Source organism: Dehalogenimonas sp. W (genome assembly GCF_037094495.1).
Classification (GTDB): domain Bacteria; phylum Chloroflexota; class Dehalococcoidia; order Dehalococcoidales; family Dehalococcoidaceae; genus Dehalogenimonas; species Dehalogenimonas loeffleri.
Window position 1 is genome coordinate 1467730 of record NZ_CP146612.1, and the last position, 22813, is coordinate 1490542.

At 49.8% G+C, this 22813-nt stretch carries 22 protein-coding genes; 7 read left to right on the forward strand and 15 right to left on the reverse strand.

Annotated elements, in window-relative coordinates; all coding sequences use genetic code 11:
- Positions 1 to 20: 20 nt before the first annotated feature.
- Positions 21 to 719 (reverse strand): HAD family hydrolase, encoded by a 699-nt coding sequence (locus V8247_RS07640; protein ID WP_338737264.1) that lies wholly within the window; start codon positions 717 to 719, stop codon positions 21 to 23.
- Positions 720 to 860: 141 nt separating this feature from the next.
- Here V8247_RS07640 and V8247_RS07645 point away from each other — a divergent pair, with 141 nt between their 5' ends.
- Both V8247_RS07645 and V8247_RS07650 read left to right on the forward strand, forming a co-directional pair.
- Complete coding sequence (locus V8247_RS07645; RefSeq protein WP_338737265.1) at positions 861 to 1709, forward strand: universal stress protein; 849 nt, start codon at positions 861 to 863, stop codon at positions 1707 to 1709.
- Positions 1710 to 1773: 64 nt separating this feature from the next.
- Positions 1774 to 2424, forward strand: coding sequence for a ribulose-phosphate 3-epimerase (locus V8247_RS07650; RefSeq protein ID WP_338737266.1), 651 nt, complete (start codon positions 1774 to 1776; stop codon positions 2422 to 2424).
- Between the two features lie 3 nt (positions 2425 to 2427).
- Here the strand turns inward: V8247_RS07650 and rpiB are convergent, their stop codons facing one another.
- The 7 genes from rpiB to malQ form a co-directional block, all read right to left on the reverse strand.
- Positions 2428 to 2901 carry a ribose 5-phosphate isomerase B gene (gene rpiB / locus V8247_RS07655; protein ID WP_338737267.1) on the reverse strand — a complete coding sequence of 158 codons (474 nt, stop codon included), beginning with the start codon at positions 2899 to 2901 and terminating at the stop codon, positions 2428 to 2430.
- On the reverse strand, positions 2894 to 4906 hold the full coding sequence (tkt, locus tag V8247_RS07660) for a transketolase (RefSeq protein ID WP_338737268.1): 2013 nt from the start codon (positions 4904 to 4906) through the stop codon (positions 2894 to 2896). Before tkt ends, rpiB begins: the two co-directional genes overlap by 8 nt.
- Positions 4907 to 5096: 190 nt before the next feature.
- Complete coding sequence (locus tag V8247_RS07665) at positions 5097 to 6137, reverse strand: HD domain-containing phosphohydrolase (RefSeq protein WP_338737269.1); 1041 nt, start codon at positions 6135 to 6137, stop codon at positions 5097 to 5099.
- Complete coding sequence (locus V8247_RS07670; RefSeq protein ID WP_338737270.1) at positions 6134 to 6520, reverse strand: response regulator; 387 nt, start codon at positions 6518 to 6520, stop codon at positions 6134 to 6136. Before V8247_RS07670 ends, V8247_RS07665 begins: the two co-directional genes overlap by 4 nt.
- Before the next feature lie 126 nt (positions 6521 to 6646).
- Entirely contained in the window at positions 6647 to 9028 is a 2382-nt protein-coding gene (locus V8247_RS07675) for a DUF3536 domain-containing protein (RefSeq protein ID WP_338737271.1), read from the reverse strand.
- Position 9029: 1 nt separating this feature from the next.
- The gene (gene glgB, locus V8247_RS07680) at positions 9030 to 10943 is read right to left on the reverse strand and encodes a 1,4-alpha-glucan branching protein GlgB (protein WP_338737272.1); all 1914 of its coding nucleotides are present in this window, start codon (positions 10941 to 10943) and stop codon (positions 9030 to 9032) included.
- Positions 10944 to 13067 carry a 4-alpha-glucanotransferase gene (gene malQ / locus V8247_RS07685; RefSeq protein ID WP_338737273.1) on the reverse strand — a complete coding sequence of 708 codons (2124 nt, stop codon included), beginning with the start codon at positions 13065 to 13067 and terminating at the stop codon, positions 10944 to 10946.
- A gap of 164 nt (positions 13068 to 13231) precedes the next feature.
- Here malQ and glgP point away from each other — a divergent pair, with 164 nt between their 5' ends.
- On the forward strand, positions 13232 to 15328 hold the full coding sequence (gene glgP / locus V8247_RS07690; RefSeq protein ID WP_338739352.1) for an alpha-glucan family phosphorylase: 2097 nt from the start codon (positions 13232 to 13234) through the stop codon (positions 15326 to 15328).
- Here the strand turns inward: glgP and V8247_RS07695 are convergent.
- On the reverse strand, positions 15325 to 16407 hold the full coding sequence (locus V8247_RS07695; protein ID WP_338737274.1) for a glycosyltransferase family 2 protein: 1083 nt from the start codon (positions 16405 to 16407) through the stop codon (positions 15325 to 15327). The two genes, glgP and V8247_RS07695, sit on opposite strands and share 4 nt — an antisense overlap.
- A 125-nt stretch (positions 16408 to 16532) precedes the next feature.
- Here V8247_RS07695 and V8247_RS07700 point away from each other — a divergent pair, with 125 nt between their 5' ends.
- Together V8247_RS07700 and V8247_RS07705 are read left to right on the forward strand one after the other, a co-directional pair.
- Complete coding sequence (locus V8247_RS07700) at positions 16533 to 17231, forward strand: Crp/Fnr family transcriptional regulator (RefSeq protein ID WP_338737275.1); 699 nt, start codon at positions 16533 to 16535, stop codon at positions 17229 to 17231.
- 51 nt (positions 17232 to 17282) lie between these two features.
- Positions 17283 to 17498 (forward strand): ferredoxin, encoded by a 216-nt coding sequence (locus tag V8247_RS07705; protein WP_338737276.1) that lies wholly within the window; start codon positions 17283 to 17285, stop codon positions 17496 to 17498.
- On the opposite strand, the gene V8247_RS07710 is transcribed toward V8247_RS07705, so the two are convergent.
- The 6 genes from V8247_RS07710 to V8247_RS07735 form a co-directional block, all read right to left on the reverse strand.
- Positions 17491 to 18363, reverse strand: coding sequence for a YihY/virulence factor BrkB family protein (locus tag V8247_RS07710; RefSeq protein WP_338737277.1), 873 nt, complete (start codon positions 18361 to 18363; stop codon positions 17491 to 17493). The two genes, V8247_RS07705 and V8247_RS07710, sit on opposite strands and share 8 nt — an antisense overlap.
- On the reverse strand, positions 18353 to 19477 hold the full coding sequence (locus tag V8247_RS07715; protein WP_338737278.1) for an AI-2E family transporter: 1125 nt from the start codon (positions 19475 to 19477) through the stop codon (positions 18353 to 18355). The genes V8247_RS07710 and V8247_RS07715 overlap by 11 nt, the downstream gene beginning before the upstream one ends.
- A 93-nt stretch (positions 19478 to 19570) precedes the next feature.
- Positions 19571 to 19798, reverse strand: a complete 228-nt coding sequence (locus V8247_RS07720; RefSeq protein ID WP_338737279.1) for a YtxH domain-containing protein — start codon at positions 19796 to 19798, stop codon at positions 19571 to 19573.
- Positions 19799 to 19801: 3 nt separating this feature from the next.
- On the reverse strand, positions 19802 to 20086 hold the full coding sequence (locus tag V8247_RS07725; RefSeq protein WP_338737280.1) for a hypothetical protein: 285 nt from the start codon (positions 20084 to 20086) through the stop codon (positions 19802 to 19804).
- Positions 20087 to 20191: 105 nt separating this feature from the next.
- Positions 20192 to 20782, reverse strand: coding sequence for a phosphatase PAP2 family protein (locus tag V8247_RS07730; RefSeq protein ID WP_338737281.1), 591 nt, complete (start codon positions 20780 to 20782; stop codon positions 20192 to 20194).
- On the reverse strand, positions 20770 to 21159 hold the full coding sequence (locus tag V8247_RS07735) for a hypothetical protein (protein WP_338737282.1): 390 nt from the start codon (positions 21157 to 21159) through the stop codon (positions 20770 to 20772). The genes V8247_RS07730 and V8247_RS07735 overlap by 13 nt, the downstream gene beginning before the upstream one ends.
- A gap of 31 nt (positions 21160 to 21190) precedes the next feature.
- On the opposite strand from V8247_RS07735, the gene V8247_RS07740 reads away from it, so the two are divergent.
- Entirely contained in the window at positions 21191 to 21589 is a 399-nt protein-coding gene (locus tag V8247_RS07740) for a hypothetical protein (protein WP_338737283.1), read from the forward strand.
- Between the two features lie 14 nt (positions 21590 to 21603).
- Positions 21604 to 22773 carry a tubulin/FtsZ family protein gene (locus tag V8247_RS07745; protein ID WP_338737284.1) on the forward strand — a complete coding sequence of 390 codons (1170 nt, stop codon included), beginning with the start codon at positions 21604 to 21606 and terminating at the stop codon, positions 22771 to 22773.
- Positions 22774 to 22813 lie beyond the last annotated feature (40 nt).

Genomic DNA, 22813 nt, shown 5'->3' on the forward strand with positions numbered 1-22813 from the left:
CCCGCCTCCTTGGTAATTTATTACAGGTAAGCAGTCACCTGGGGGAGGCTACTGATTTGCAGACAGTCCCTGGGGGCTTCACTAAATCCGCCGCGGTCAATCAGAACAGCCTTCATTCCAACGGCAGAAGCGCCCTGGACATCTATCTGAAATTGGTCGCCTACAAATATTGAATTGTCAGCCGCGGAGTTGGAACGCCTTAATGCCTCTTGAAATATTTCCGGATGAGGTTTGGTGAAACCTGTTTCCCGAGAAGTGACGACAGTGGTTAGGAAAGGGCTCAGTCCTAAATCATCCAGCATAGGGGTGATATCTTTATCTACGTTTGAAACCAATCCTAGTGCAATATCACGGCGCCGGAGTTCGTTCAGTGCGGGCAATACGTCATCAAAGAGAACATGATTGAATTTGGTATTCTGCCAGCGGAGCAGGATGGATCTCACTAAATCCGGGGCAGGTTCAACCCCTCCTTCTTTGAGGACGATGGATTGATGTTTGGCGTAAACTCGGTTGATTTCATCAGGAGCACGCTTGCTTAAGGGTAAGCGCGCGTTCTCATTATAGAAATATTCGTCTGCCGCGTTAAAAGCCCGCCGGAATGCTTTCGCCGGCATTTTAATGCCAAGTTCATTCAGTACTTCTGATTCCCAATCTTCCCTTGAAGGCTTATAGGTAATCAGGGTTTGGTAGAGATCAAAAAAGACCGTGTTAATCAACAAGAGGATTCTCCTTGAATTGTGGTTTGTTGTAAGTCCATTCTATCTCAGTCCACGCTCATGGCGCAATGGTAAAGGCTTTGGCCTGACTGATTTATTGGGGTATAATCTGAAATGATAACCAACTCTAGACACGGAGGCCGCATGACATATAGCAGGATACTCATACCTCTTGATGGCTCTGAATCTGCTGAGCAGGCGTTGCTTTTTGCTCGCGAAGTGGCGGGTCCCGGGACCGAATTGGTTTTGTTCAGCGTGTGCCCCGAAGATGATTTACGGCTTTGCCGTCTCAACAATGTTTATTTAGAGGTTCAAGCAAGGTCGTTAAATGCGGACGGCGTTAATACCAGGGTACATACCGAGCCAGGGGAAATGGGCGAGAGTCTTAAACGATACGCAGCAAAAGAAAAAATTGACCTGGTGGTGGCGTGTCGCCAGCCTCACACTGACTTGAATCGGGAAGACAAGGTTCTGAACAATCTAGTTTCCAAAAAATGTTCGTTGCTTTTAATAAAACCCGGTGAAGTTAATACCAAAATCAAACGCATTATCCTGCCTCTGGACGGTTCAATTACGTCCGAGGACGTATTGCCGTATGTGATGGAGTTAGCCGGAGCAACCGGCGCTGAAATCATTCTGCTTTCGGTCAACTCATTCCCGGATATTCCCTCGGACCGGCCGGCATCGGCCAAACCGAGCTGGGAAGAATACGCACTGATCTTGATGAAAGAAGTCCGTGAACAGGCTTCCAGTTATCTGGAACGCATCAGTGAAGAGTTTGATCAACATGGTATTAAGAAACAGACCCAGGTGGTTTTCGGCGGGGTAGCTGAAAGTATTCTTAAGGCTGCCGAGGATGAAAAGGCCGACCTTATCGCCATGGGTACCCATGCTCGGACCGGTTTTGACCGCTGGGTTTTTGGTTCAGTGGCGGCGACGGTGAGCGCCATGACCAGATTGCCAATGCTTCTGGTTCGCTCGACTGAGAATTGATAGCATAAAGATCTCTTGGACATTCGTGGCAACGAATGAAATTAACTTAATTAAGGATGAAGTTTTGGGAAAAATCAGGATCGTCCCGGCAATTTTGACCGATGACTCGGTTGCTCTTAAAACCATGGCGTATATGATTAAAGATGTGGCTGACTGGGTGCAAGTGGATATAATGGATGGTGAATTTGTGCCTTCCCACAGTATCAACTGGCAGGAGGTCAAGGCAACTCAAATGCCTTTTGAGTGGGAGGCTCATCTGATGGTGATGGAGCCCGGAGATTTTATCAGCGGTTTTAAATCTGCTGGCGCCCAAAGAATTATTTTTCATTTTGAAGCTACTCATGATCCTACCGGAGTGATTACAGCCGCTCGAGAGCAAGGCGTAGGTATTGGCATGGCAATCAATCCGGAAACTACGGTAACTCAGGTGGCTGGATTACTGCCGTTGCTGGACAGCGTACTGTTGTTGTCGGTTCACCCCGGTTTTTATGGGGCGGAATATATCCCTGAAGTGCTGGATAAGGTCGGGCAGTTACGAACACTGGTTCCCGATATCAGCATAAGTATTGACGGCGGCATCAAGGAAGACAATATTCTGGAAGTGGCTGCCAGTGGCGTCAATGATATCTGTGTCGGCAGCGGTATTTTTCGTGCCGATGATCCGGCGGCAGCTTATCTTAAATTTCAAGGAATATTAGACGCGGCCAGTCTCTAGCGGTTAGTGGTCAAGTAACGCCCGTCTTTCAATCTCAATCATCTTATCCAGACGGCGACGGTAACGTGGTTCGTCGCGAAAAGTCGCCTTTAGAAAGGCAACGGCGAGTTCCTGAGCCAGTGACAATCCGATAACTCGCGCACCCAGACAAAGAACGTTCATATCATCGTGCTCAACAGCCTGGTGGGCGGAGTAGGAGTCATGGCAGACAGATGCTCGGATGCCGGGAATCTTATTGGCGGCCATGCAGGCCCCAGCCCCCGAACCGCAAATCAATATACCTTTTTTCACCCGGCCGGAATTTACCTCTCTGGCCAATTTCTCGGCGTAATCAGGATAGTCGTCGTCTTGCAGGAATTCATGGGCTCCCAGATCCTGAATTTTGTAACCTTCACGTTGCAACAGCGGCATCAAAGCCTGTTTTAAGGCAAATCCGCCGTGATCGGAAGCGACCGCCAGCTGGTGTCCGTTATTCACTGTAGCTATCCATCAGGTTAATTGCTGCTTTGACAATATCAGCTGTCGAGAAACCGAATTTTTCAAAGAGAATATCGGCGGGTGCTGAGGCTCCGAAGTGGTCCAGGCCGATGCATACGCCTTTTTCACCAGCGTAACGTTCCCAGCCGATAGTGCGGCCGGCTTCAACGGTAATACGCCGGTGGATTTCCGGCGGTATAACTTCGCGACGGTATGACTCTGGCTGGGATTCAAAGAGTTCCCATGACGGCAAAGAAACAACCCGGGCACCGATACCTTTGGTCTCTAACTCCTGACCTGCTTCCAGCGCCGGAGTGACTTCGGAACCGGTAGCGATGATAATCAATTCCGGTGCATTAGCGGACTGCCACAAGGTATAGCCGCCGCGGCGGACGGCGGACAACGGTGCCAGCAAGCCTCTATCAAGTATCGGTAATTTCTGTCTGGTGAGCACCAGAGCGGTTGGTCCGTCACGGCGCTCCAGTGCCATCTGCCAGGCGACGGCGGTTTCAGTGGCGTCCGCCGGCCTAAAAGTTACCAGATTTGGAACCGAACGTAGGCCTAAAGTTTGCTCAACTGGCTGATGGGTGGGGCCGTCTTCGCCCAGACCAATGGAGTCATGGGTAAAGACAAAAATAACCTGAAGTCCCATTAAGGCAGCCAGACGCACTGGCGGCCGCATATAGTCGTAAAATACCAGGAAAGTTGCGCCATAAGGAATTATGCCGCCATGGAGGGCTAGTCCGTTGGCGATAGCGCCCATGGCGTGCTCTCGGACACCAAATTGCAGATTCCGACCGGACGGATTTTGGGTGCTGAAGATAGTACTGAAATCCATAACAGTCTTGGTGGATGGAGCCAGATCTCCGGAACCGCCCAGCAGATTTTCAATTTTCCGACCGAGGAAATTAATTACCTTGCCGGAAGCCTCGCGGGTGGCCAGCGGTTTGTCAGCTGATTTAAAAAGACTATCAAGTCCATCAGTCCAGCCATCCGGCAACTGCCCGGAGATAAAACTTCGGAGTTGGGCCGCTTCATCGGGGAAGGCGGCGGTATAGGCATCCAGTCGTTTTTGCCAGTCGGCTTGCCGGACGTGTCCGGCCTCAGTTGCCGACATATGCTGTTTAACTTTATCCGGGACATAGAATGACTCAGAGAACGGCCAACCAAGGTGTTCCTTCGCGGCAGCCAATTCTTCCACCCCCAATGGCTCGCCGTGAGCACTCCCGGTGCCGGCCTTGTGGGGGGCACCATAACCGATTACTGTACGGCAGATTATCAGCTTGGGTTTGTCTGTATTCAGCCGGGCTTCAGCGATGGCGTTTCTAACGGCGTCCGTATCAAGACCGTCTACTGGGCCGATGACGTGCCAGCCATAAGCACGAAAACGTCCGGCAACGTCCTCATTAAAATAGTTGGCCGTGTCACCTTCAATAGAAATATTATTGTCATCATACAAATAGATAAGTTTACTCAGTTTCAATGTGCCAGCCAGTGATGCTGTCTCAGAAGTGACGCCTTCCATCAGGTCGCCGTCAGATACCAATGCATAAATATAATGGTCAATGATGTCAAATCCGGGGCGATTGAAGCGGTCGGCCAGCCATGTTTCGGCCATTGCCATGCCGACGCCGCTGCTAAATCCCTGACCCAAGGGGCCGGTAGTCATTTCCACTCCGGGAGTCAGCCCGTGCTCCGGGTGCCCGGGTGTTTTTGAATCCCATTGTCGGAATTGTTTTATCTCGTCAATAGGCAAGTCGTAGCCGGTCAGATGCAGCATTGAATAGAGCAGGGCGGAGGCATGGCCGGCGGAAAGAATAAAACGATCACGGTCAAACCATGTTGGGTCTGCCGGGTTATGTTTTAAAAAGTGATGCCATAATGCGTAAGTCAGGGCTGCGGCGCCCATCGGTGCTCCTGGATGTCCCGAATTGGCTTTCTGGACCATATCAGCAGCGAGAAAACGAATGGTGTTTACAGCCAGGTTGTCTAGAGTATCGCTCATCCGAAACCTTTCAAGTGAAATCTATCTTGTTTAGCTTTTACATTATAACGATTTCGCCCGGTTGCTCCAAGCAAAATTTTCCAAAAAAGTGCCCGGAACAGTGATTCAAGGCAGCATCAAACAATCGTTATAGGATGGTTTGATGCGATGGTCGGGTATTCCGTTTGGTGGAAAATGGGTCTCTATGATATCAGGTGCCGGTGCTCATGGCTTGAGTTATAACGTGGCGGGCCTGAAAAAAGGCTTCGGCAACCGCCAGATCAAATTGTGTTCCCGAACAGCGGCGAATTTCATCCATGGCAAAATCAACACTCTTGGCAGCACGGTAAGGCCTTTCCGAGGTCATGGCATCAAAGGTGTCCGCCAGAGCCATGATACGGGCTCCCAGCGGAATGCTTTCGCCGGCCAGTTTATCCGGATAGCCTGCACCGTCCCAGCGTTCATGATGATTGCGCACCATAGCCAGAATTTCCACATCATCCACGACTGGCTTCAAAATTCGTTCGCCAATACCAGGGTGTTTTTCCATCTCGTCACGTTCTTCCTGAGTTAAAATCCCCGGTTTGTGCAAAACGTTGCCGTCAATGCCGATTTTACCAATGTCATGAACCAACCCGGCCAGCCGGATTTGCTCAATCAGGGTTGATGGCAAGCCCATTTCAATCGCGATACCGACAGCCATTTCCGAAACCCGCTGTGAATGTCCGGCGGTATAACCGTCTTTGGCATCCAAAGCGTAGGCGAGTGAGGTGATGGAGTTGAAGAAAGAGGAGCGTATTTTTTCCGCCTGGACCTCAACTTTATCTTCTAGGTTGCGGCGATATTCGCGGTTTTCAAGTTGCAATCGTCGTTTTTCCAACGCCCGCCAGACCGAAAAGACTACTTCATCAAGTTTGAATGGTTTTGTCAGGTAGTCATAAGCGCCCTGTTTCATGCATTCAATGGCTGTAGCGGTTTCGGTGACTGCGGTTGCCATAATTACGCCTATATCCGCATAATGCGTCTTGATTTCCGCCAGAAGTTCTATACCGGTTTTTCCGGGCATCTTCATATCCGAGATGACCAGTGCGATATCCGGATTATCTCTGATTAGGCTGAGCGCTTCGTCCGCAGACGAAGCTTCCAAACACTCGTAACCCTCATTGGCCAATTTTTGGTGCAACAGACGGCGGACGATCATCTCGTCGTCAACTATCAGAATAATGTCATTGCCGTGATTGTTATTTATCATAGTGAAGATACTACTTTTTCAATAATTGTTGTTAATTCTTTAGGGGAAAACGGTTTGGGGAGATACGGCTGGTTCACCGAGGTGAGGAAGTTCTCTGTGTTATGGGAAATGACGTCTCCAGTGGTGAAGATAATACCCGGCAATAGAGACGGCTGATGTTTGGTAATCCAATTATACAGTTCTTCGCCGTTCATCAGCGGTGTCCGGATATCAATTAAAGCCAGATCAAAAGCCTGGGCGTTGATGAGTTCCATCGCCGTCTGGCCATTGGGGGTCAAGGTGATTTCGTAAGCTTTTTCCAAGGTACGGCGGCATACTTCGCTGATGACCTTTTCATCTTCAACGATCAATACCTTGAGGCGTTTATGGCCGGCTTCTTTCATATTCCTGCGGTTTCTCTCAGTAGAATTATTGATTCAACTTAAGCGTAAGATAACATAATCCCGATTTTAAAAGCAATTAAAAAGCGGGGGTACTTTGGTACTACACTGCAGGTCTTAATTCAATCGTCAATGAACGAAATAATTCAATCGGGCCGCCAGACGATGGAAAGCAGCCACCCATGAGGCTGACGCAGGGTCGTCCTTTAGCCGGGGGTAGGTTTCTAACCGCAGTTGATGGAGGCTATTCTGTAATTGCTGGACATCAGGTAAAACCCCCTGGTTTTCAAACATATCCAGTAGGGCGACGAAGTTGTCCAGCGTGGGCTCATCCGGTGTGGCAACCAGTAATCTTTCTAAATACCTGGTCAGGCTTTCCGTCAGGGGAACCAGGTCCAGATTGAGCTTCCATGATGAGATTTCATTAAGAACCGACTCTAGTGCGGGTATGTTTATGTTATGGCCTTTTAACTCCGCTACAAGCCTCGAGTTGAGGGCTCTTTCCGCGGCGGCGGTAAAAAGAGCCGGGGCTTTCAGGCCGAGGTCAGTGCCGGATTTCATCACGGAACGGGTACGATTGAAGATTTGCAGATATGACTCTTCGGCGTCGGTCAAAGCATCGGCCAGAAGTTTACCGATGATTTGGCGTTGCATATCCGGTGACAAATCGGCCGGACGGTAAGTATTTCCTGGAAACTCTGTTGTCAGAAAATTCTGAATCTGATTGATTCCAAAATTGTTTTTGACTAAATCGGCAGCATATTGTGCCAAAGCATCATAATCATTTTCGGTGGTAAAGGTTTTTATTCCAGCCTGAAGAAGATTTCCGGTTAAGAATGCGGTGAACACAAACCGTTGGCGCTCACCCGTCGTTAGTGAGGTGATAACGACGTCACCCACGGAACCGCGGCCTGATCCAGCACCATAAAACCTGATGCCGGTATTATCTACTCTAAAGTTAAAGATATTCGTAGTTGGCCCGGGATTTTCAAAAATACTGGTCAAGGCAAAATGGGCGGCGATTTTTTCTAACCCGACAAATAACGGAGGGACGTTTCTCAGATAGATATCTCGTCCGGTGCCCCATTCCGGCCGATTGGAAACGGCAGTTTCAAGGATTGTCAGAAAAGAAGTTTCCGGGGATGTGCCGAATAGGTTTTTTGACAACTCCAAGGCCCGGCCGGCCTGTCTGAGTACCAGTATGGATTCCAGACCGCCGATATCGTCAAAGAACCAGCCGCAACTGGTAAAGCATGCCATTAACGTTCGCTGGAGTTCCAACAGTTTCAACGCTTGTGATGTTTCAACCGCGGAAAGAGGACGGATGGCCCATTGATTGAAGAAATTCACGATATTTTCGGAGCTGCGGTTCACGATGACCCGGCAGTAGTCGTCACGGGCTGCCCACGGGTCGGACAATAATTTTACGGCTTCAGATTCAAATAGGGGGTTTAGACGATCTCGGAGCAGTTCCATAGCTTGACGTAACGGGGCACGCCAACGCTGGTTCCAAAGAGGGTGTTTTCCAGTAGAACAACAACAACCGGAACGCCAGCGCTCAATGCCGTGGTCACAACTCCAGGAGGTGTTTTCCAGTATTTCCACCTCATGATCCGGAGGGTTTAAAGCCAGATACTCCGCGATACTGGTGACCCGGATGCCGGTTTGTTTCAGTTTGTCCACCGCGTAAGCCAGAGCCATTTCTCCGAAACGGTGATGATGACCGAAGGTTTCACCGTCTGTGGCAATGGTGATAAGTTCGGGGGTATCTGTGGTTGACTGGAAAGACTCCAGTATCCGGTTAGTGAAGTTGTCACCATTCCGCAATAAATTTCCGAAAGCGACATCCCGTGAAAGCTGAGGGTGGAAAAAGGCAATATTGATGTGACCTCCGGAAGGGAGAGCGCAACGATATAACCGTGAGGTATTGATACCGTCAGGTAATTCTTGCCACTCACCGCCGGGTGGTTTGAAACGGCCGGCCTGGTGCGAAGCGAGAATGGTGTATTTAATACCTTGCGAGGCCATGATTTCCAATGTCTTTAAGTCAACTGCTGTTTCCGGCAACCACATTCCTTCTGGGTGATGACCAAACCGGTGACGAAAGTCAGCAATCCCCCATATCACCTGTGTGCGCTTATCACGGTGGTCAGCCAGCGGCATAATCTGGTGGTTATAAGGCTGAGCGATCGGATTTCCCGGGTGGTTGTTGGATAGACTTGGCTTGGTCAAACCGGAATATAGCCTGGGATGGTTTGTTTGCATCCATGACAGCAGGGTAGGCCCGAAATTGAAACTCAAGTCGGTGTAATTATTGACGATGCGGATAATACGCCCCTGATTGTCTAGTATTCGGGCATTTAGATTTGCGGCGTAACATTCATCGGTAATGCGTTCATTCCAATTGTGATACGGGGCGGCGGACTCCTCAGTTTCTATCGTTTCCAGCCATGGATTTTCCCGTGGCGGCTGATAAAAATGGCCGTGGATGCATAAGTATCTTTCGTTCATATCAATCCGATGTTACCGGGGCCAGTATAAGGCCTCCCAAGGGCGGTAAATCAAGGGAAAGAATCTGGGTTTCATGTTCAGGGAAGGTATTAAATATTTCTGGAACCGGCATTCCTGAACCTCCGTAGCAGACAGCGTCGCTGGAAAAGATGACTTGCCAGCGACCCGCCTCCGGCAACGTTGCCCGATAACCCTGGCGGGTTACCGGAGTCATGTTTAGAGCGACGATTAATGGATTCTCTGAGGCTTGGCCCAGGCGCATGAAGATGATGACACTGGAAACGGAGTCGTCAGGAACCAGCCACTTAAAGCCTTCGGGTGCCGTATCCAGCTGATAAAGGGCTGGGTACTCGGAATACAGGCGGTTTAATTCGGCAACCAGTTTGAGCAGCTGATGATGCCGGGCAAAATCCAGGAGACCCCAATTCAGCTCTTCATCGTGTTGCCACTCGTGCCATTGCCCGAATTCGCCGCCCATGAATAACAATTTCTTGCCTGGGGCGGCGAACATGTAAGTAAATAACAATCGCAGATTGGCAAATTTTTGCCAATCATCTCCCGGCATTTTTGCCAGCAGGGATGCTTTTCCGTGGACAACTTCATCGTGTGAGAGGGGCAGGACGTAGTTTTCGCTGAAGGCATACAGCCCACGGAAGGTCAACTTACCATGATGATACCCGCGGTTAATCGGGTCCTGGTTAAAATAACTGAGCGTATCGTGCATCCAACCCATGTCCCATTTGAATCCAAAGCCCAATCCACCCAGGTGTACCGGACGAGAAACCATCGGCCAGGCGGTGGATTCTTCGGCGATACTGTGAGTATCCGGGAAACGACGATAAATCTCAGTATTTAACTTTTTTATGAAATCCACCGCCGCCAGGTTCTCCCGACCGCCGTATTTATTGGGCTCCCACTGGCTGGGTTGGCGGGCATAGTCCAGATATAGCATGGAGGCTACTCCGTCGACCCGCAGTCCGTCCGCGTGATAGATATCCAGCCAGAACAGGGCATTGGAGATTAGAAACGCCTGGACCTCGTGACGGCCGTAATTAAAAATACAGGATTTCCATTCCGGGTGGAAACCCTGACGTCGGTCGGCGTGCTCATAAAGATGGGTACCGTCAAAACCAGCTAATCCGTGGCTATCATTTGGAAAATGAGATGGAACCCAATCCAGAATCACGCCGACACCACTGCGGTGCAGATAGTCAATCAGATACATCAAATCATCAGGATTACCGTAACGGGCGGTAGGCGCAAAATAGCCGCTGATCTGGTAGCCCCATGAACCATAGAAAGGGTGCTCCATCAACGGCATAAATTCTACATGACTGAAATTATTTGATTTAACATAATCTGTGAGTAGCGGCCCTATTTCTCTATAACTGAGGAAGCTGCCGTCTTGTCGGCGACGCCAGGAACCCAGGTGGACCTCGTAGATGCTGATCGGGGAATTCAATCCGTTTTTGGTGCCGCGGCAACTCATCCAATCATGGTCTTGCCATTGATAACCAAAATCCCAGACTCGGGACGCGGTTCCGGGCGGTGATTCAGCGGCGAAGGCCACAGGGTCGGCTTTGATAAGGGGGAGTTTGTTATGGCGGGAAGTAATCTGGTACTTATAAAGGGTGCCGGCAGCTGCCGGAATGAAACCTTCCCAGATACCGGAATCGCCCCGTGGTTGCAGCCGATGGCTATCAGGGTTCCATTGGTTGAAATCGCCGATGACCGAGACTTCAGTGGCATCTGGCGCCCAGACGGCAAAAAAACATCCTGGTTCGCCAAGTCTTACCGTCGTGTGGGCGCCCAATTTGTTGTAAAGTTGATAATGGGTTCCTTCATTGAAGAGATGAAGGTCGGTGTCACTCAACAGAGTAAAATCATAATAAACCAGGCTATGCTTGTGAGGCATTTAGTTAGACTTCCGCATTTCGTTTATTTTCATCAGGAAACTTCTGATACCGGCATTTTGTTCCAACTTTTCCAGGGAGAGGGCGGTTTTAATTCTCCAATTAGCCCGCTGGTCGGTGGTACCCGGGATATTTTGGGATTGATGCTCGTCCCAGAGATCGGCCAGGTTAATCAGGAGCAACGGCGCGGGGCTTTGAGCTAATATTTCCATAACCGCTTTGCCGATACGACCCGCCGGCACTCCCTCCAGGTCAGTCGCCAAACCACTGGCTGCAAGCTCCTTTAGGAGTCTGTTTTTGCCGTTGAGACGAAGGGCTGTTTCAACTTCAGCTCGTTCTGGTGTCAGGACGCCGAGTGCCAAACGTTCCGGTATATCTTCTGAATTCCAAAAGGCCGCAAATGGAGGCAGATCATGGGTGTTCAAAGCGGCTGCCGAAAATCGCGGCGAGGCCGGAACAGTGTTTTCGGCGCCTCCGACTATTTCATACTGGGCGATATAACTCCGGTGAATGCGGTGATGGTCCATCATCGGTCTGACCTCGGGCGGCACCAAGCCTAAATCTTCGCCGATTATAACGGTATTGTGCCGCCGACTCTCCAAACACAGAATAGCATAAATCTCTTCGGCATTATATCTAAGATACACTCCTTCCGAAGGTGCTTTACCTGATGGGATACAAAACAGCCGATGCAAACCCATGATGTGGTCAAGTCTCAAAGCGCCGGAAAATTTCAGATGGTGGCGCAAAGCTTTGATAAAAGAACGGTAGCCGTTTTCCCGTTGCCGAATCGGGTGAGGTGGTTTGAATCCCCAGTCCTGTCCGCTGGGGAAAGCCGGATCGGGGGGTGCGCCAACCGATACGTTCGGTAGGTACTCTGTTTGATCCCGCCAGGCATCAAATCCATCCGGATGGACTCCTAACGGCAGGTCAAGATATAGCGCCTGACCCGTCTGGTGAATTGTCGTAATGGTGTCTGCCAGTTGAGTTTGAATAACAAACTGGCTGTAGCGGTAATAATTCAGTGTTTCGGGGCAGCAATCTGTTTCCTCAATTAAGCCTGATTGCTGTCTTTGGGGCCAATCCGGCCACGGAGTGCGGTGTTCTTCTGAGAAAGCGCGGAAGCGGGCGTAGAGCTCCATATCGGGATTGGCAGCAACGTGGTCTGTGAATTGTGTCCAGCGAGGTTCCGGACGCAGGTGAAAAAAATCTTCTGCGAGTATTTCCAGCAATGATCGCTTGAGTTCACCGACCAGGTGGTAATCGACGGTTTTGGTGCTTCTTGAATAACTCAGCTTTTGTTGAAAATCAACGGAGTGTAATAATGATACCGCTTCCGGGCAGTCGGATAATTCAGGGATTATTGCAGGCTCAATATATAGCTCATTCCAGAATTCACGGCTTACCGGTGAATAGGGGCTGGGATTAAAGTGTTCTCTAAGGAATACCGGTAACAACGGCAAGAGCGCGATTATTTCGCCTCCTAAGTCTGAACAGAACCGGGTCAGACGGCGTAAATCACCGAGGTCGCCAATGCCCCAATTTATACTGGAACGCAATGCATATAATGGACAAAACAATCCCCAGGGTTTTTGGGTTTCGTTATAAGTGAAGGCGTCGAAAGGAGCTGAAATGATCAGACTGGCCGTATTCGTGCCTCCAATGTCAAGGCACATTTGGTGATAGCCCCACGGTAATACCTCCGTGAAAGGCAACTCAAGCTTAAGATAATCCGCGGATTGGCCTGATGATTTGCAGAACTGATTGACGTCGTTCCAAACGTAACGTCTGACTTCACCGTTTTCCAATGTTAAACAGGCATTTATGGAGCCTTCAACTGAGGTTGTTTTTACCGTAAGGAAATTCAGTTGCCCAGACCAGGCGGTGAGTACCGGCTCAATCACTCTCCGGCAGCGATTTTCCTTAAGTTTTTCGGCTGCTCCTGAGGCTTCGGAAATATCGTTTACTTGCACGTCCATTGACCGGGCCAGCGCCAGCACGGAATCCGCACTGGGAACAACGGTCTGTCCCGTCATATCCAAATAACCGGGCAGGATGCCGCATTCGTTAGCCAGTGAAGTGATACCGTTGTCCAATGAACTTGAATGACTGGTGTTATTGTCCATGAGCCTCTGATTTCATAGCTGTCTCTTACCGATATTTAATAAAATAATTATACTTGTTGCTTACTTGACTTGCCATCGGCAGCCGATATAATGGTAGGCTGTTAGGTTCGGTCTGGTTGCCGGGGAGGCGTTTAGAATTGGAAGTTCAACATCTTAAATCAAAGTTGCCTGTTAGAATTAATCAATTGGCTGATTTATCAGCCAATTTGTGGTGGAGCTGGCATCGTGACGCAAGGGATATGTTTAATAAAATTGACCGGCGGTTGTGGCAGGTAACGGGTCATAATCCAGTAAAAATGCTGTATGATATAAATCCGGGACGGCTGGAAATTTTGGCCACAGATCCTGAGTTTTTAGAAATTTACGATGACGTAATTGCATCATTCGGGGCTGAAATCAGCGGCAGCGATGCCTGGTTAGCCCGGGAAGCCAAAACATCATTGAGCAGGCCGGTGGCCTATTTTTCCATGGAGTTCGCAGTTCATAACTCTTTGCCGATCTACGCCGGAGGGTTGGGCGTTCTGGCGGGGGACACCTGCAAAGAAGCTTCAGATCTGGGAATCCCCTTTGTCGGAGTGGGATTCATGTATCCCGAAGGCTATTTTCATCAACGTATCAGTGAAGACGGGTGGCAGACCGAAGATTATCTTTTGCTTGATTTTGAACGTGCCCCAATCAGCCGTGTTTGTACGGCGGACGGCCAGCGTTTATTGTTGAATCTTTCGGTCGGCGATAGGCAGGTTTATGTGGCTGCCTGGCAGGTACTGGCGGGCAGCAGTAAGCTTTATCTTCTGGATACCAATGTGCCGGAAAATGATTTGGAGGACCGGGGACTTTCAGCCCGGCTTTACAGCCCGGGTAAAGAGATGCGCTTGCAGCAGGAATATCTGTTGGGTTTCGGCGGTGTCATGCTGTTGCGGGCATTGGGGATTGAACCTGCTGTATGGCACTGTAACGAAGGCCATACAGCCTTTTTACTGATTGCGCGGTTGAAAGAATATATGACAGCGGGGCACTCCAGGATTGAAGCCGAAGAGTTGGTGCGGCGGTGCTCGGTGTTTACGACTCATACGCCTGTTCCTGCCGGGCATGATGTTTTTGAACTTGGCTTGATTGATCGCTACTTCTCATGGTTGTGGAATAAACTCGGAATAACCCGCGAAGAATTAATATCATTGGGACAGGTTCCCGGCGGACAGGATTTCAACATGACTGTGCTGGGATTAAAATTGGCAGCCAGCGCGAATGGTGTCAGTCAGGTTCACGGCGAAGTCAGCCGAAACATGTGGCGAAGCCTGTATCCGGGTCGGACCGCAGCTGAAGTACCAATCAGGCATATTACCAATGGGGTGCATATCCCCACCTGGGTGGCACCTGAGATCGCCCGTCTATATGAGGAATATGTTGATAAGGAATGGTATCGGCGACAGGATGACGCAGGGTTATGGGAGTCGCGGGTTCCGTTGATACCTGATGAAGAATTGTGGCATACGCATCAAGGGCGTAAACAAAGATTACTGCATTATATCCGGGAAAGGGTGCGTCGCGATTGGAAGGCCGGTGTTGATTCCGCCCCCAGACTGGCAGCCATGGGGGCTATGCTGGATCCGGAGGTACTTACGGTTGGTTTCGTCAGGCGTTTCGTTGAATATAAGCGACCGACCTTGTTGTTTCGTGATCTTGAACAGCTCAAGGAGTTGATTCGTGATTCCCAGCGCCCGGTCCAATTTATTTTTGCCGGCAAATCTCATCCAGCGGACTCCATGGCCAAGGAATTGATACATCGGGTTTATACTCAAGCCAAAGAGAATGATTTTGAAGGACGCCTCTGTTTCGTTGAAGATTATGATCTTCACCTGGCCCATTATCTGGTTCAGGGCGTAGATGTCTGGTTAAATAGCCCCCGGCGCTGGTTGGAAGCTTCCGGTACCTCGGGGATGAAAGCTGCGGTCAACGGGGTGCCGAATTTATCAGTCCGGGATGGCTGGTGGCACGAAGGATTCAATGGGAAAAACGGCTGGGCGATAGGAGATATCTCCAAGCCCGAAAGCGTTGATGAAGAAGACGCACTGGATGCCGGTGCTCTTTTGTATGTCCTTAAAGAACTTGTGGTACCGAAGTATTATGACCGAAATTTGGAGGATATTCCGTTAAAGTGGATGGCGGTTGTGAAGGAATCCGTCAGTACCGTACTGCCGCATTTTGCAGCCGCCAGAATGATGAAGGAATACACTCGTGAAATGTATCTGCCGCTAATTTAGCGCCAGGTCCACCAGCTGTTAGACAGAAAGTTCCAGCCAAAGGCAGCAATGATACCGATTGCCGCCGAAATAATATAGTGAAATCCGGTAGTTTCGGTCAGTAATCCCAGTATCCCCAGGTAGATAACCAACCCGCCCAGACTGACCAGGTTGAAACGTGCCAGGCGTCCGATATAATTTGAGCCAGTTGTGACGCGGCCTTTGAAGGTGAATCGGTCATTCAGTATAAAATTCCAGATAACCGCAGTTTCAAAGGCGACCGCACCCGAGGCCAGATAGGGTAATAGTCCGTTTTCAGTCAGTAGAGCGAGGATGGACAAATTGACAATTGAGCCGCTGGCGCCGACCGCAATAAATATAATAATCCGCTTATGTTCCCCCGAACGGCGCATCAGGCTGAACAGGTGGCGAAGATAGTCACCCTGGGTCAGTAATGAGAGTTTGGTCTGACCGGCACGCCGGTTCTCAAAACGGTATGGCACTTCCTTGATTTGTTGGGTATTGGACAGACACAGTATCTCCAGTAGGATCTTATAACCTACTGGACTAAGACTGGTACCTTGGAGTATTTCCCGGCGGAACAGAAAGCAACCGCTCATGGGGTCCTTGACGGAGCGGGTCTGCGGCAACAACAAATGCGCCAACCAGCCGGCTCCGGAGGAAATGAAACGTCGAAACGCCGACCAGTTACCGACACTGCCGCCCGGAATATATCGGCTTGCGATAGTCAGGTCTGCCCCATTTTGGCAGGCAGTTAGCAAATCAGCCATGACTTCCGGCGGGTGCTGCAGGTCGGCGTCCATAACCGCCAGCAGTTGACCCTGGGCTAGCGAAAAACCATCAACCACGGCGGAAGCCAATCCTCTTTTGTCGGTTCGGACCACGACAGTTACCGGGAAATCGGCGGCAAGTCGGCCGACTTCAGCCGCGGTGCCGTCAGGACTATTGTCGTCAACGATCAAAACATCGTAAGGGTAGCTTTTCAAGGCGATATGAATGCGTTCCAAAAGGGGGTGGATGTTAGCCACTTCATTGTATGTCGGGATAATAATGCTGAGATGTAGTTTGGAGTTCTTCATTGAGGTTTAATGCTAATGGAGACGAGGTGCGACGTCAAGTCCATGTAAGGGTGCGGCACTGACCGGCCTGGGTAATTCTCCGCGCTGTTTGCTCTCAAACCTCAGCTCTCTTATAATCAATGGCAATGTCAAATACGACTATTCCCAAGAACAAGATTGCTCTACCGGTTATCGGACGACGGGAACTGTTGATGAAAAGTCCGTATTTTGCGGGCTTATCGGAGGAAAACCTGTTACGCGTTGAAGAGATGATGCGTGAGGAGCACTTTGACCGGGACCATTTTATCTTTACTGAAGGTGATGATAATCATTACCTTTACCTCACTGCCAGTGGGGCGGTTAAAGTTTTTGGAACATCGGCGGATGGCAAGGAGCAAATTCTCTCCCTGGCCCGACCAGGTGACAGCTTTAATGATGTTGCGGCCTTTGACGGACGTTTATCACCGGCGGGCGCCCAGGCATTGACCCCGGTGATACTTTACCGGCTCAGCGGTCCTGAGTTGTTATCCCGTTCCTGTAGTTATGGTGCGTTGGCGGCGAATATTATCCGCGCTTTGGGCCAGCGAATCCGGGAGTTAGGTGACCTGGTGTCTGACCTCTCCTTTAGGCCGGTAGCGGGTCGTCTGGCGAAATTACTACTGGAGCAGCTACCCCACTCAGGCTCGGTTAAACTCACTCAACGTGATATGGCATCTATGGCTGGAACCGCGCGCGAAGTGGTAGCCAGAGCACTAAAGAGCATGGAAGATGACGGAATACTCAGAATTGAACGTCAACATATCATTATATTGAAGCGGGACGTTCTGGAGAAAATGGCGGCCTGACGATGACATATATCACAGACATCTATCATAAGTCCGGGTACCATTACTAAGATGGTGTATATTTTTGTTGACAATGCCCGATGTGACGGATGCATGCTTTGTCTGGCTGCCTGTAATCGGGACGGTTTGATGTTGACGGACAGCGGAATTACCCATGACCGCAGTTGTGATTGTCTGGATTGCCGTAAGTGCGAGTACATCTGTGCCCGGGGTGCCATTACTTGGGGCTATGAGGTAACCGAAGCCGGTTGCCGTAATATCAAATAGGTTTATCTGCGTCCAGGTTCAAAGTGCCTTCTGCTAATCTTTTCAGCTGTCCGTTGAATTCTGCGCCGATCAGCAGGATAAATGCTGACAGATATATCCACATCATTAATGCGATTGCGGAACCGATTGTTCCGTAAACGAGCTGGAAATTACTGAAGTTAGATAGAAAAACAATAAATCCGTATCGCAATAATTCAAATAATAGTGTGCCCAGCAAGGCGCCAGGCCAGATAAAACGCCAAAGATTGCGGTGGGTGGGCAGGAAGCTGTAAAGCACCAGAAATACCAGTAAGGACAACCCGGCACCTGTCAGGGTAAGGATAAGGCTGGCTGTATCGCCGAACAAGGGCAATTTGACCGACGGAATCAGGCTGATCACCGTAGGTAGCACCCCCGAAAAGAGGAATAGAAACCCGGCACTCAGAGACAAAGCGATATCCCTTGGCTTTCTCAGGTAAAAAGGGTGTCGTTCGCATATGCCGCAACTGCGATTCAGCGCTACAGCGATGGCGGTGAACATGTTGGAACTTGTCCAGAACAAAGCCAGCAAACTCACGACTCCGATGACACCCCTTGAAGCAATGATACTGTCAATATTTTCTACGATAACCTCTGAGGCGATAGGCAGGTTCTGTTCCATGAATTCAAAAATGGCTTGCTGAACTGTTTCCGAAGGCAGAAAAATACCAGCGATGGATATGAATCCCAATAGCAGGGGAAACAGCGAAAGAACGGCAAAATAAGCCACTCCGGCTGCCAGATGTGAGGCATCGTCACGGCCGAGAGCTTCAATAGTGCCGACGATGACACGAAACTGCCTGACGGATAAAAACCGATCTTTAATCCGGTTGATTCTATTTCTCAAAAGTTGTGCTGTCATAATGTAAAAGGGGCCGGTTGTCTTCCATCCGGGCGAGGTCATCGGTGTACTGGAAAATTTTGACTAATGTTGCTGCCAGTGGGACTGCCAATAAAACGCCCCAAATTCCCGCCAGATACGCCCCGAGTACCAGGAGCAGCAGGGCGATAGCCGGATGAATATGTAATAGCTGTCCCTGAACCCGAGGCACCAGCAAGTTGTTCTCCAGGCCCTGAATAAGAAGAAATAGTATTATTACCCATAAAATCAGGTCGGGATAGGTGGCAAGGATAATGAATATCGCGAAAATCCCGCTAATCCACGGACCGATGGTTGGCACCATTTCAAATAATCCGGCGACGATTGCCAGAAGCAGCGCCAGACCAAAGTTGACGTTTAATAGCAAAAGGCCGATAAAGGTAACACTGCCGACGATGCTGCCCAGAAGTATTTGGGCTCTGAGGTAACGGCCTAATACGCCCGAGATGATATTCAGAATATTCCGAGTGTGTACCGCCGCCAGCCCCGGCAAACCACGGTACATCGCATCGCGCAGTTTCTCCCAGTCTTTGAGCATGTAAAATAGAAACATCGGCAGGGCAGCGAAACCAAAGATGAAACCGATGGTGGTGGGGATAACAGTCACGCTGCGGGAGAAAAACCCTTGAGCGGCATTAGCGATTTCCTTGCCGGCATCTGCCACAAATTCATCAATACTGGCCTGAACATCGGGTGGGAACTGGGTCCGGATACTTTCCAGAAGATTAGAAAAGTAGTTGGTTACCGCGGTAAAAATCTGAGAAGTATTGTTAGAGAGTTCGGTTACAGTATTAAACAACGTAGCCAGCATATAGCTGGCAACCGCTATGATTAAGGCCAGCAGGACAAGCAAAACGAAGGTCACGAAGATAAGACGCTGGTAACGATTTAATCGGCCGGGCAGGGAAATGTGTTTTTCCATCAACAGGATTAGCGGGTGGAGGATATAAGCCGCCAGCAGCCCCAGCATAAACGGCAACAATACGCTTCTCAGGCTGTAAATGAGTACGGAGAATACACTTAGGACAACCAGAAAAACAATCATTCGCCAATGCCGGCTGATGATGTGCTGCAATTGCATACTGCTACCTTTTGGCCGCGAACGGGTTAAAAAACACAGTCTCTCCGATATCCGGCGCTGACGCCGGGAGAGACTGGTTTTTCAGCGGCGGGATTATTCGGCTTCTGAGAGCCGTGATTCCAGGTTGTTCTTGGCGATAGCCGCCCCCTCTTTAACCCGGTCTGCGAATTCATCAGCCCGGTCACCGAATTCAACTGCTTTATCTCGTAAGATAGCCCGGGTTTCGTCGCCCGGGTGAGGAGCGTAAAGCAATCCGATACCAATGCCGATGGCGGTGCCCAAAATCAACCCTAATGCGAAGTTGCCGGAATCGTTGCTCATAATCTATTTTCTCCTTCTGAAAAAACTATCAAATCCAGTTTTGAGACCCTGAAACAAGGCGGCGATTTCAATTATTGGTCTGACCAGCTCCCTGGTGGCGTATTGGGTAAACCCTTCAATAGCGCCTGAGGTGTTCTCAAGGGATTTTAAGATGTTTTGCGAACGGTCATAAATCCGGTTGGTTTTTTTATAAATAGAAATCACCAACAATAAGACAACAAAGCTGATTAAGATAATGAGGACTCCGGCGATAATGATAACCAGATCCCGATACCATTCAATGCCCATTTACGACCTCCGTTTGGGTTGGTGGTAGCGTCTCAACCACGGTTTGATGATAACATGCGACCTTGGCAGGCGCAAGTAGTATGATTTGTCAGAATAGTCAAAATCTCAAACCAGAAAGACCTGCCGCAGCACTGCTAACAACCAGTTGATAAAAAATGACAGCAAATGAAAAAGCCATCGTGTTGCCAGAGCAGCTAAAATGCCGATGCCGGCGCCACTGATAATATCCAGAGGGTAATACATCCCGGCATATATTCTGGCGAATGAATGTACTCCTGCGATCAGGAAAAAGAAATTTCCTGCTTTGCGGTTTCCTAACCAGACCGCAGCAGCAACAGCGAACAGAATAGCCGCTGAATTAGCCGGAAAAGAAGAGTCAGTCGGTTGATACAGCAACACGTTTATCGGCAGCTCGTCAAAAGGGCGGGGCCGGAAGATAACCAGATTTAGTAAACTGACCAGTCCGGTCCCGATACCCAGTGCAGCCATGGCTTGAAGAGTCAGTTTCTGGTTGGTCAGACGTTGCCGTGGCTCAGAAGCGGACAACCAAAGAAAAACCAATCCCAAGTTGGTGCTGATCAACAGAAAATAATCATTAGCCAATCCCTTAAACAATTCGTCCAAAATTCGGATATATCCGACCAGGGAATTGATGGCCTGTACCACCGCCTGGTCAAAATGAATCAGGTTCTCCAATATCGTATCCTGATCGCCTGGAAGAAGGTCATCTGCTTTAGGGATTCAATCCCGTTGACTATGGTGCCAACCGGGGGAGTGAACTTAGGGTGATTCACCAGGGACGACATGATAAATGTAAATGACCCGGCTGACAAAACAGCCAGACTGAATAGTCCGGCCTGTTGGGCGCCTTCAATAATTCCGGTCGGATTCCGGGCATTCCAGGTAAAAAACAGCACTGCCGGTATTACCAGAGCAACGATGGAGGTGATGCTATTGAACAGCCGATTTTGACTGAATAGCAAGCCGAGAAGACCACTTCTGATGGCGGCCAGTTGAATAACCGCAACTGTGGCGATAAGACTGGACAGAAAGTATTCAACAGAGAGGGTCATAAAGTGCCTCGCGCGTGAATTGGAATAAAAGTTGAAAGGGGTATCACCCGGAGTTGTTGCAAAACCAGCAGATAACTTCGCAATCATCAACGCTCTTGGTGAATTTACCGCTCTTGCTGGCCGCGACCCAGCCACCGGGCCCACTTTCAGCCCGCCGTTCCCAGACCAGCGGACGATTACAGCGTCCGAAGTGCTGGTGGGTGCCCCGAGCGCACTCACATCTACCCGAAGACCTGATCCATGCCTGTTGAATAATGCCGGTGGAAAACATTGGCCGCCAATTCCCCAGTTTTGGCAAATTATAACACCTGAGCCGGATTTTGCAATCACCCGGATTATTCAGCTTGTGATGAGTCTCACCGAAGCAGTTTCCACTGCTCCGCAGTTTGTGTTAAAATCGCGTCAATACACGAATAAAAAGCTTCAATAAGGCGAGGGAATAATATGAAATTAATGGTTGTGGGCTGCGGGCAGTGCGGCGGTCGTATTGCCGACCAGTTTTCTAAATTAAACCGGGTTGCCCATGTGCGTCGGGGTGTGGATATCGCCACCAATGTGGTCGCAGTAAATTCGGACGTGGCCGATCTTTCCGGGTTGGAGCATATCCGGGCTGATTACCAGCACCGGATTCTCATCGGTTCTCAAAAGACGTCCGGTCACGGTGTTGGTAAGATCAACGAGATGGGAGCTGAAATTGCTCGTGACGACGGCGATAAACTGATTGAGGCAATCAAAAACACCCCTAATTTTGGGGAAACCGACGCCTTTCTGCTGATCGCCGGCGCCGCCGGTGGTACCGGTTCCGGTTCCATTTCGGTGCTGTCTCAGCAGATTAAGGAAAGATTTCCGGAAAAGCCGGTATATAACATGCTGGTTTTGCCCTTCGCCTACGAAGAGGCGACTGAGGAACGCTCGGTTTTCAATGTCGGTATCTGCCTGAAATCCTGCTATCTGGTGGCCGACGCGATATTCCTGGTGGACAACCAGCGGTTTATTAAAGCCAGCCACTCACTAAGAGCGAATCTGGATAAGATTAACTATCACATGGTCAAACCGTTTTATAATTTATTATGTGCCGGAGAAGAAAAGAATTCCAAGTATATCGGTTCTAAAGTAATGGACGGTGGTGATATCATTCAAACGCTGTCCGGTTGGACGGTTATCGGCTTCGGACAGGCCAAGACGCCGAATCTGCGTTTTAGCCGAAATGCTGATTTCCGGGAACAAAGCAGTGAAGTCCGGAAAGGCGCTGAGGCGATAAACGCTGCGCTGGCCGACTTGTCATTGCGGTGCAACCCGACTGATGCCAAGCGGGGTCTGTATCTGCTGACCGCCGCTCAGGCGGATATGAGCATGGACCTGATCAATGAGATGTCCGGCGCTCTGAAAGGGATGGCCACTGAGGCCACCATCCGTACCGGCGATTATCCGCGCGGCGACAAGACGCTTGACGTTACCGTGGTGCTGTCCGAACTGGTTAATTCCAGCCGGGTGATGGATTACTTCAGCAAGACCATCAGCTATATTAACAATTCCCGTCGCCGTCAGTCCGGTCTGGAGTATGGTTTCCGCGGTGTGGAAGACTCCTTCAAGGATATTCCTTCACTTTTGTAGTTTTCGCAGGCAATAAAAAGGGGCTGGCGTTAAACGCCAG

Excerpts from the sequence above, each read along its gene's own strand:
- V8247_RS07645 (WP_338737265.1), top strand. The coding sequence starts at position 861 with ATGACATATAGCAGGATACTCATACCTCTTGATGGCTCTGAATCTGCT.
- tkt (WP_338737268.1), bottom strand. The coding sequence starts at position 4,906 with ATGAGCGATACTCTAGACAACCTGGCTGTAAACACCATTCGTTTTCTC.
- V8247_RS07665 (WP_338737269.1), bottom strand. The coding sequence starts at position 6,137 with ATGATAAATAACAATCACGGCAATGACATTATTCTGATAGTTGACGAC.
- V8247_RS07670 (WP_338737270.1), bottom strand. The coding sequence starts at position 6,520 with ATGAAAGAAGCCGGCCATAAACGCCTCAAGGTATTGATCGTTGAAGAT.
- V8247_RS07675 (WP_338737271.1), bottom strand. The coding sequence starts at position 9,028 with ATGAACGAAAGATACTTATGCATCCACGGCCATTTTTATCAGCCGCCA.
- glgB (WP_338737272.1), bottom strand. The coding sequence starts at position 10,943 with ATGCCTCACAAGCATAGCCTGGTTTATTATGATTTTACTCTGTTGAGT.
- malQ (WP_338737273.1), bottom strand. The coding sequence starts at position 13,067 with ATGGACAATAACACCAGTCATTCAAGTTCATTGGACAACGGTATCACT.
- V8247_RS07695 (WP_338737274.1), bottom strand. The coding sequence starts at position 16,407 with ATGAAGAACTCCAAACTACATCTCAGCATTATTATCCCGACATACAAT.
- V8247_RS07700 (WP_338737275.1), top strand. The coding sequence starts at position 16,533 with ATGTCAAATACGACTATTCCCAAGAACAAGATTGCTCTACCGGTTATC.
- V8247_RS07705 (WP_338737276.1), top strand. The coding sequence starts at position 17,283 with ATGGTGTATATTTTTGTTGACAATGCCCGATGTGACGGATGCATGCTT.
- V8247_RS07715 (WP_338737278.1), bottom strand. The coding sequence starts at position 19,477 with ATGCAATTGCAGCACATCATCAGCCGGCATTGGCGAATGATTGTTTTT.
- V8247_RS07720 (WP_338737279.1), bottom strand. The coding sequence starts at position 19,798 with ATGAGCAACGATTCCGGCAACTTCGCATTAGGGTTGATTTTGGGCACC.
- V8247_RS07725 (WP_338737280.1), bottom strand. The coding sequence starts at position 20,086 with ATGGGCATTGAATGGTATCGGGATCTGGTTATCATTATCGCCGGAGTC.
- V8247_RS07735 (WP_338737282.1), bottom strand. The coding sequence starts at position 21,159 with ATGACCCTCTCTGTTGAATACTTTCTGTCCAGTCTTATCGCCACAGTT.
- V8247_RS07745 (WP_338737284.1), top strand. The coding sequence starts at position 21,604 with ATGAAATTAATGGTTGTGGGCTGCGGGCAGTGCGGCGGTCGTATTGCC.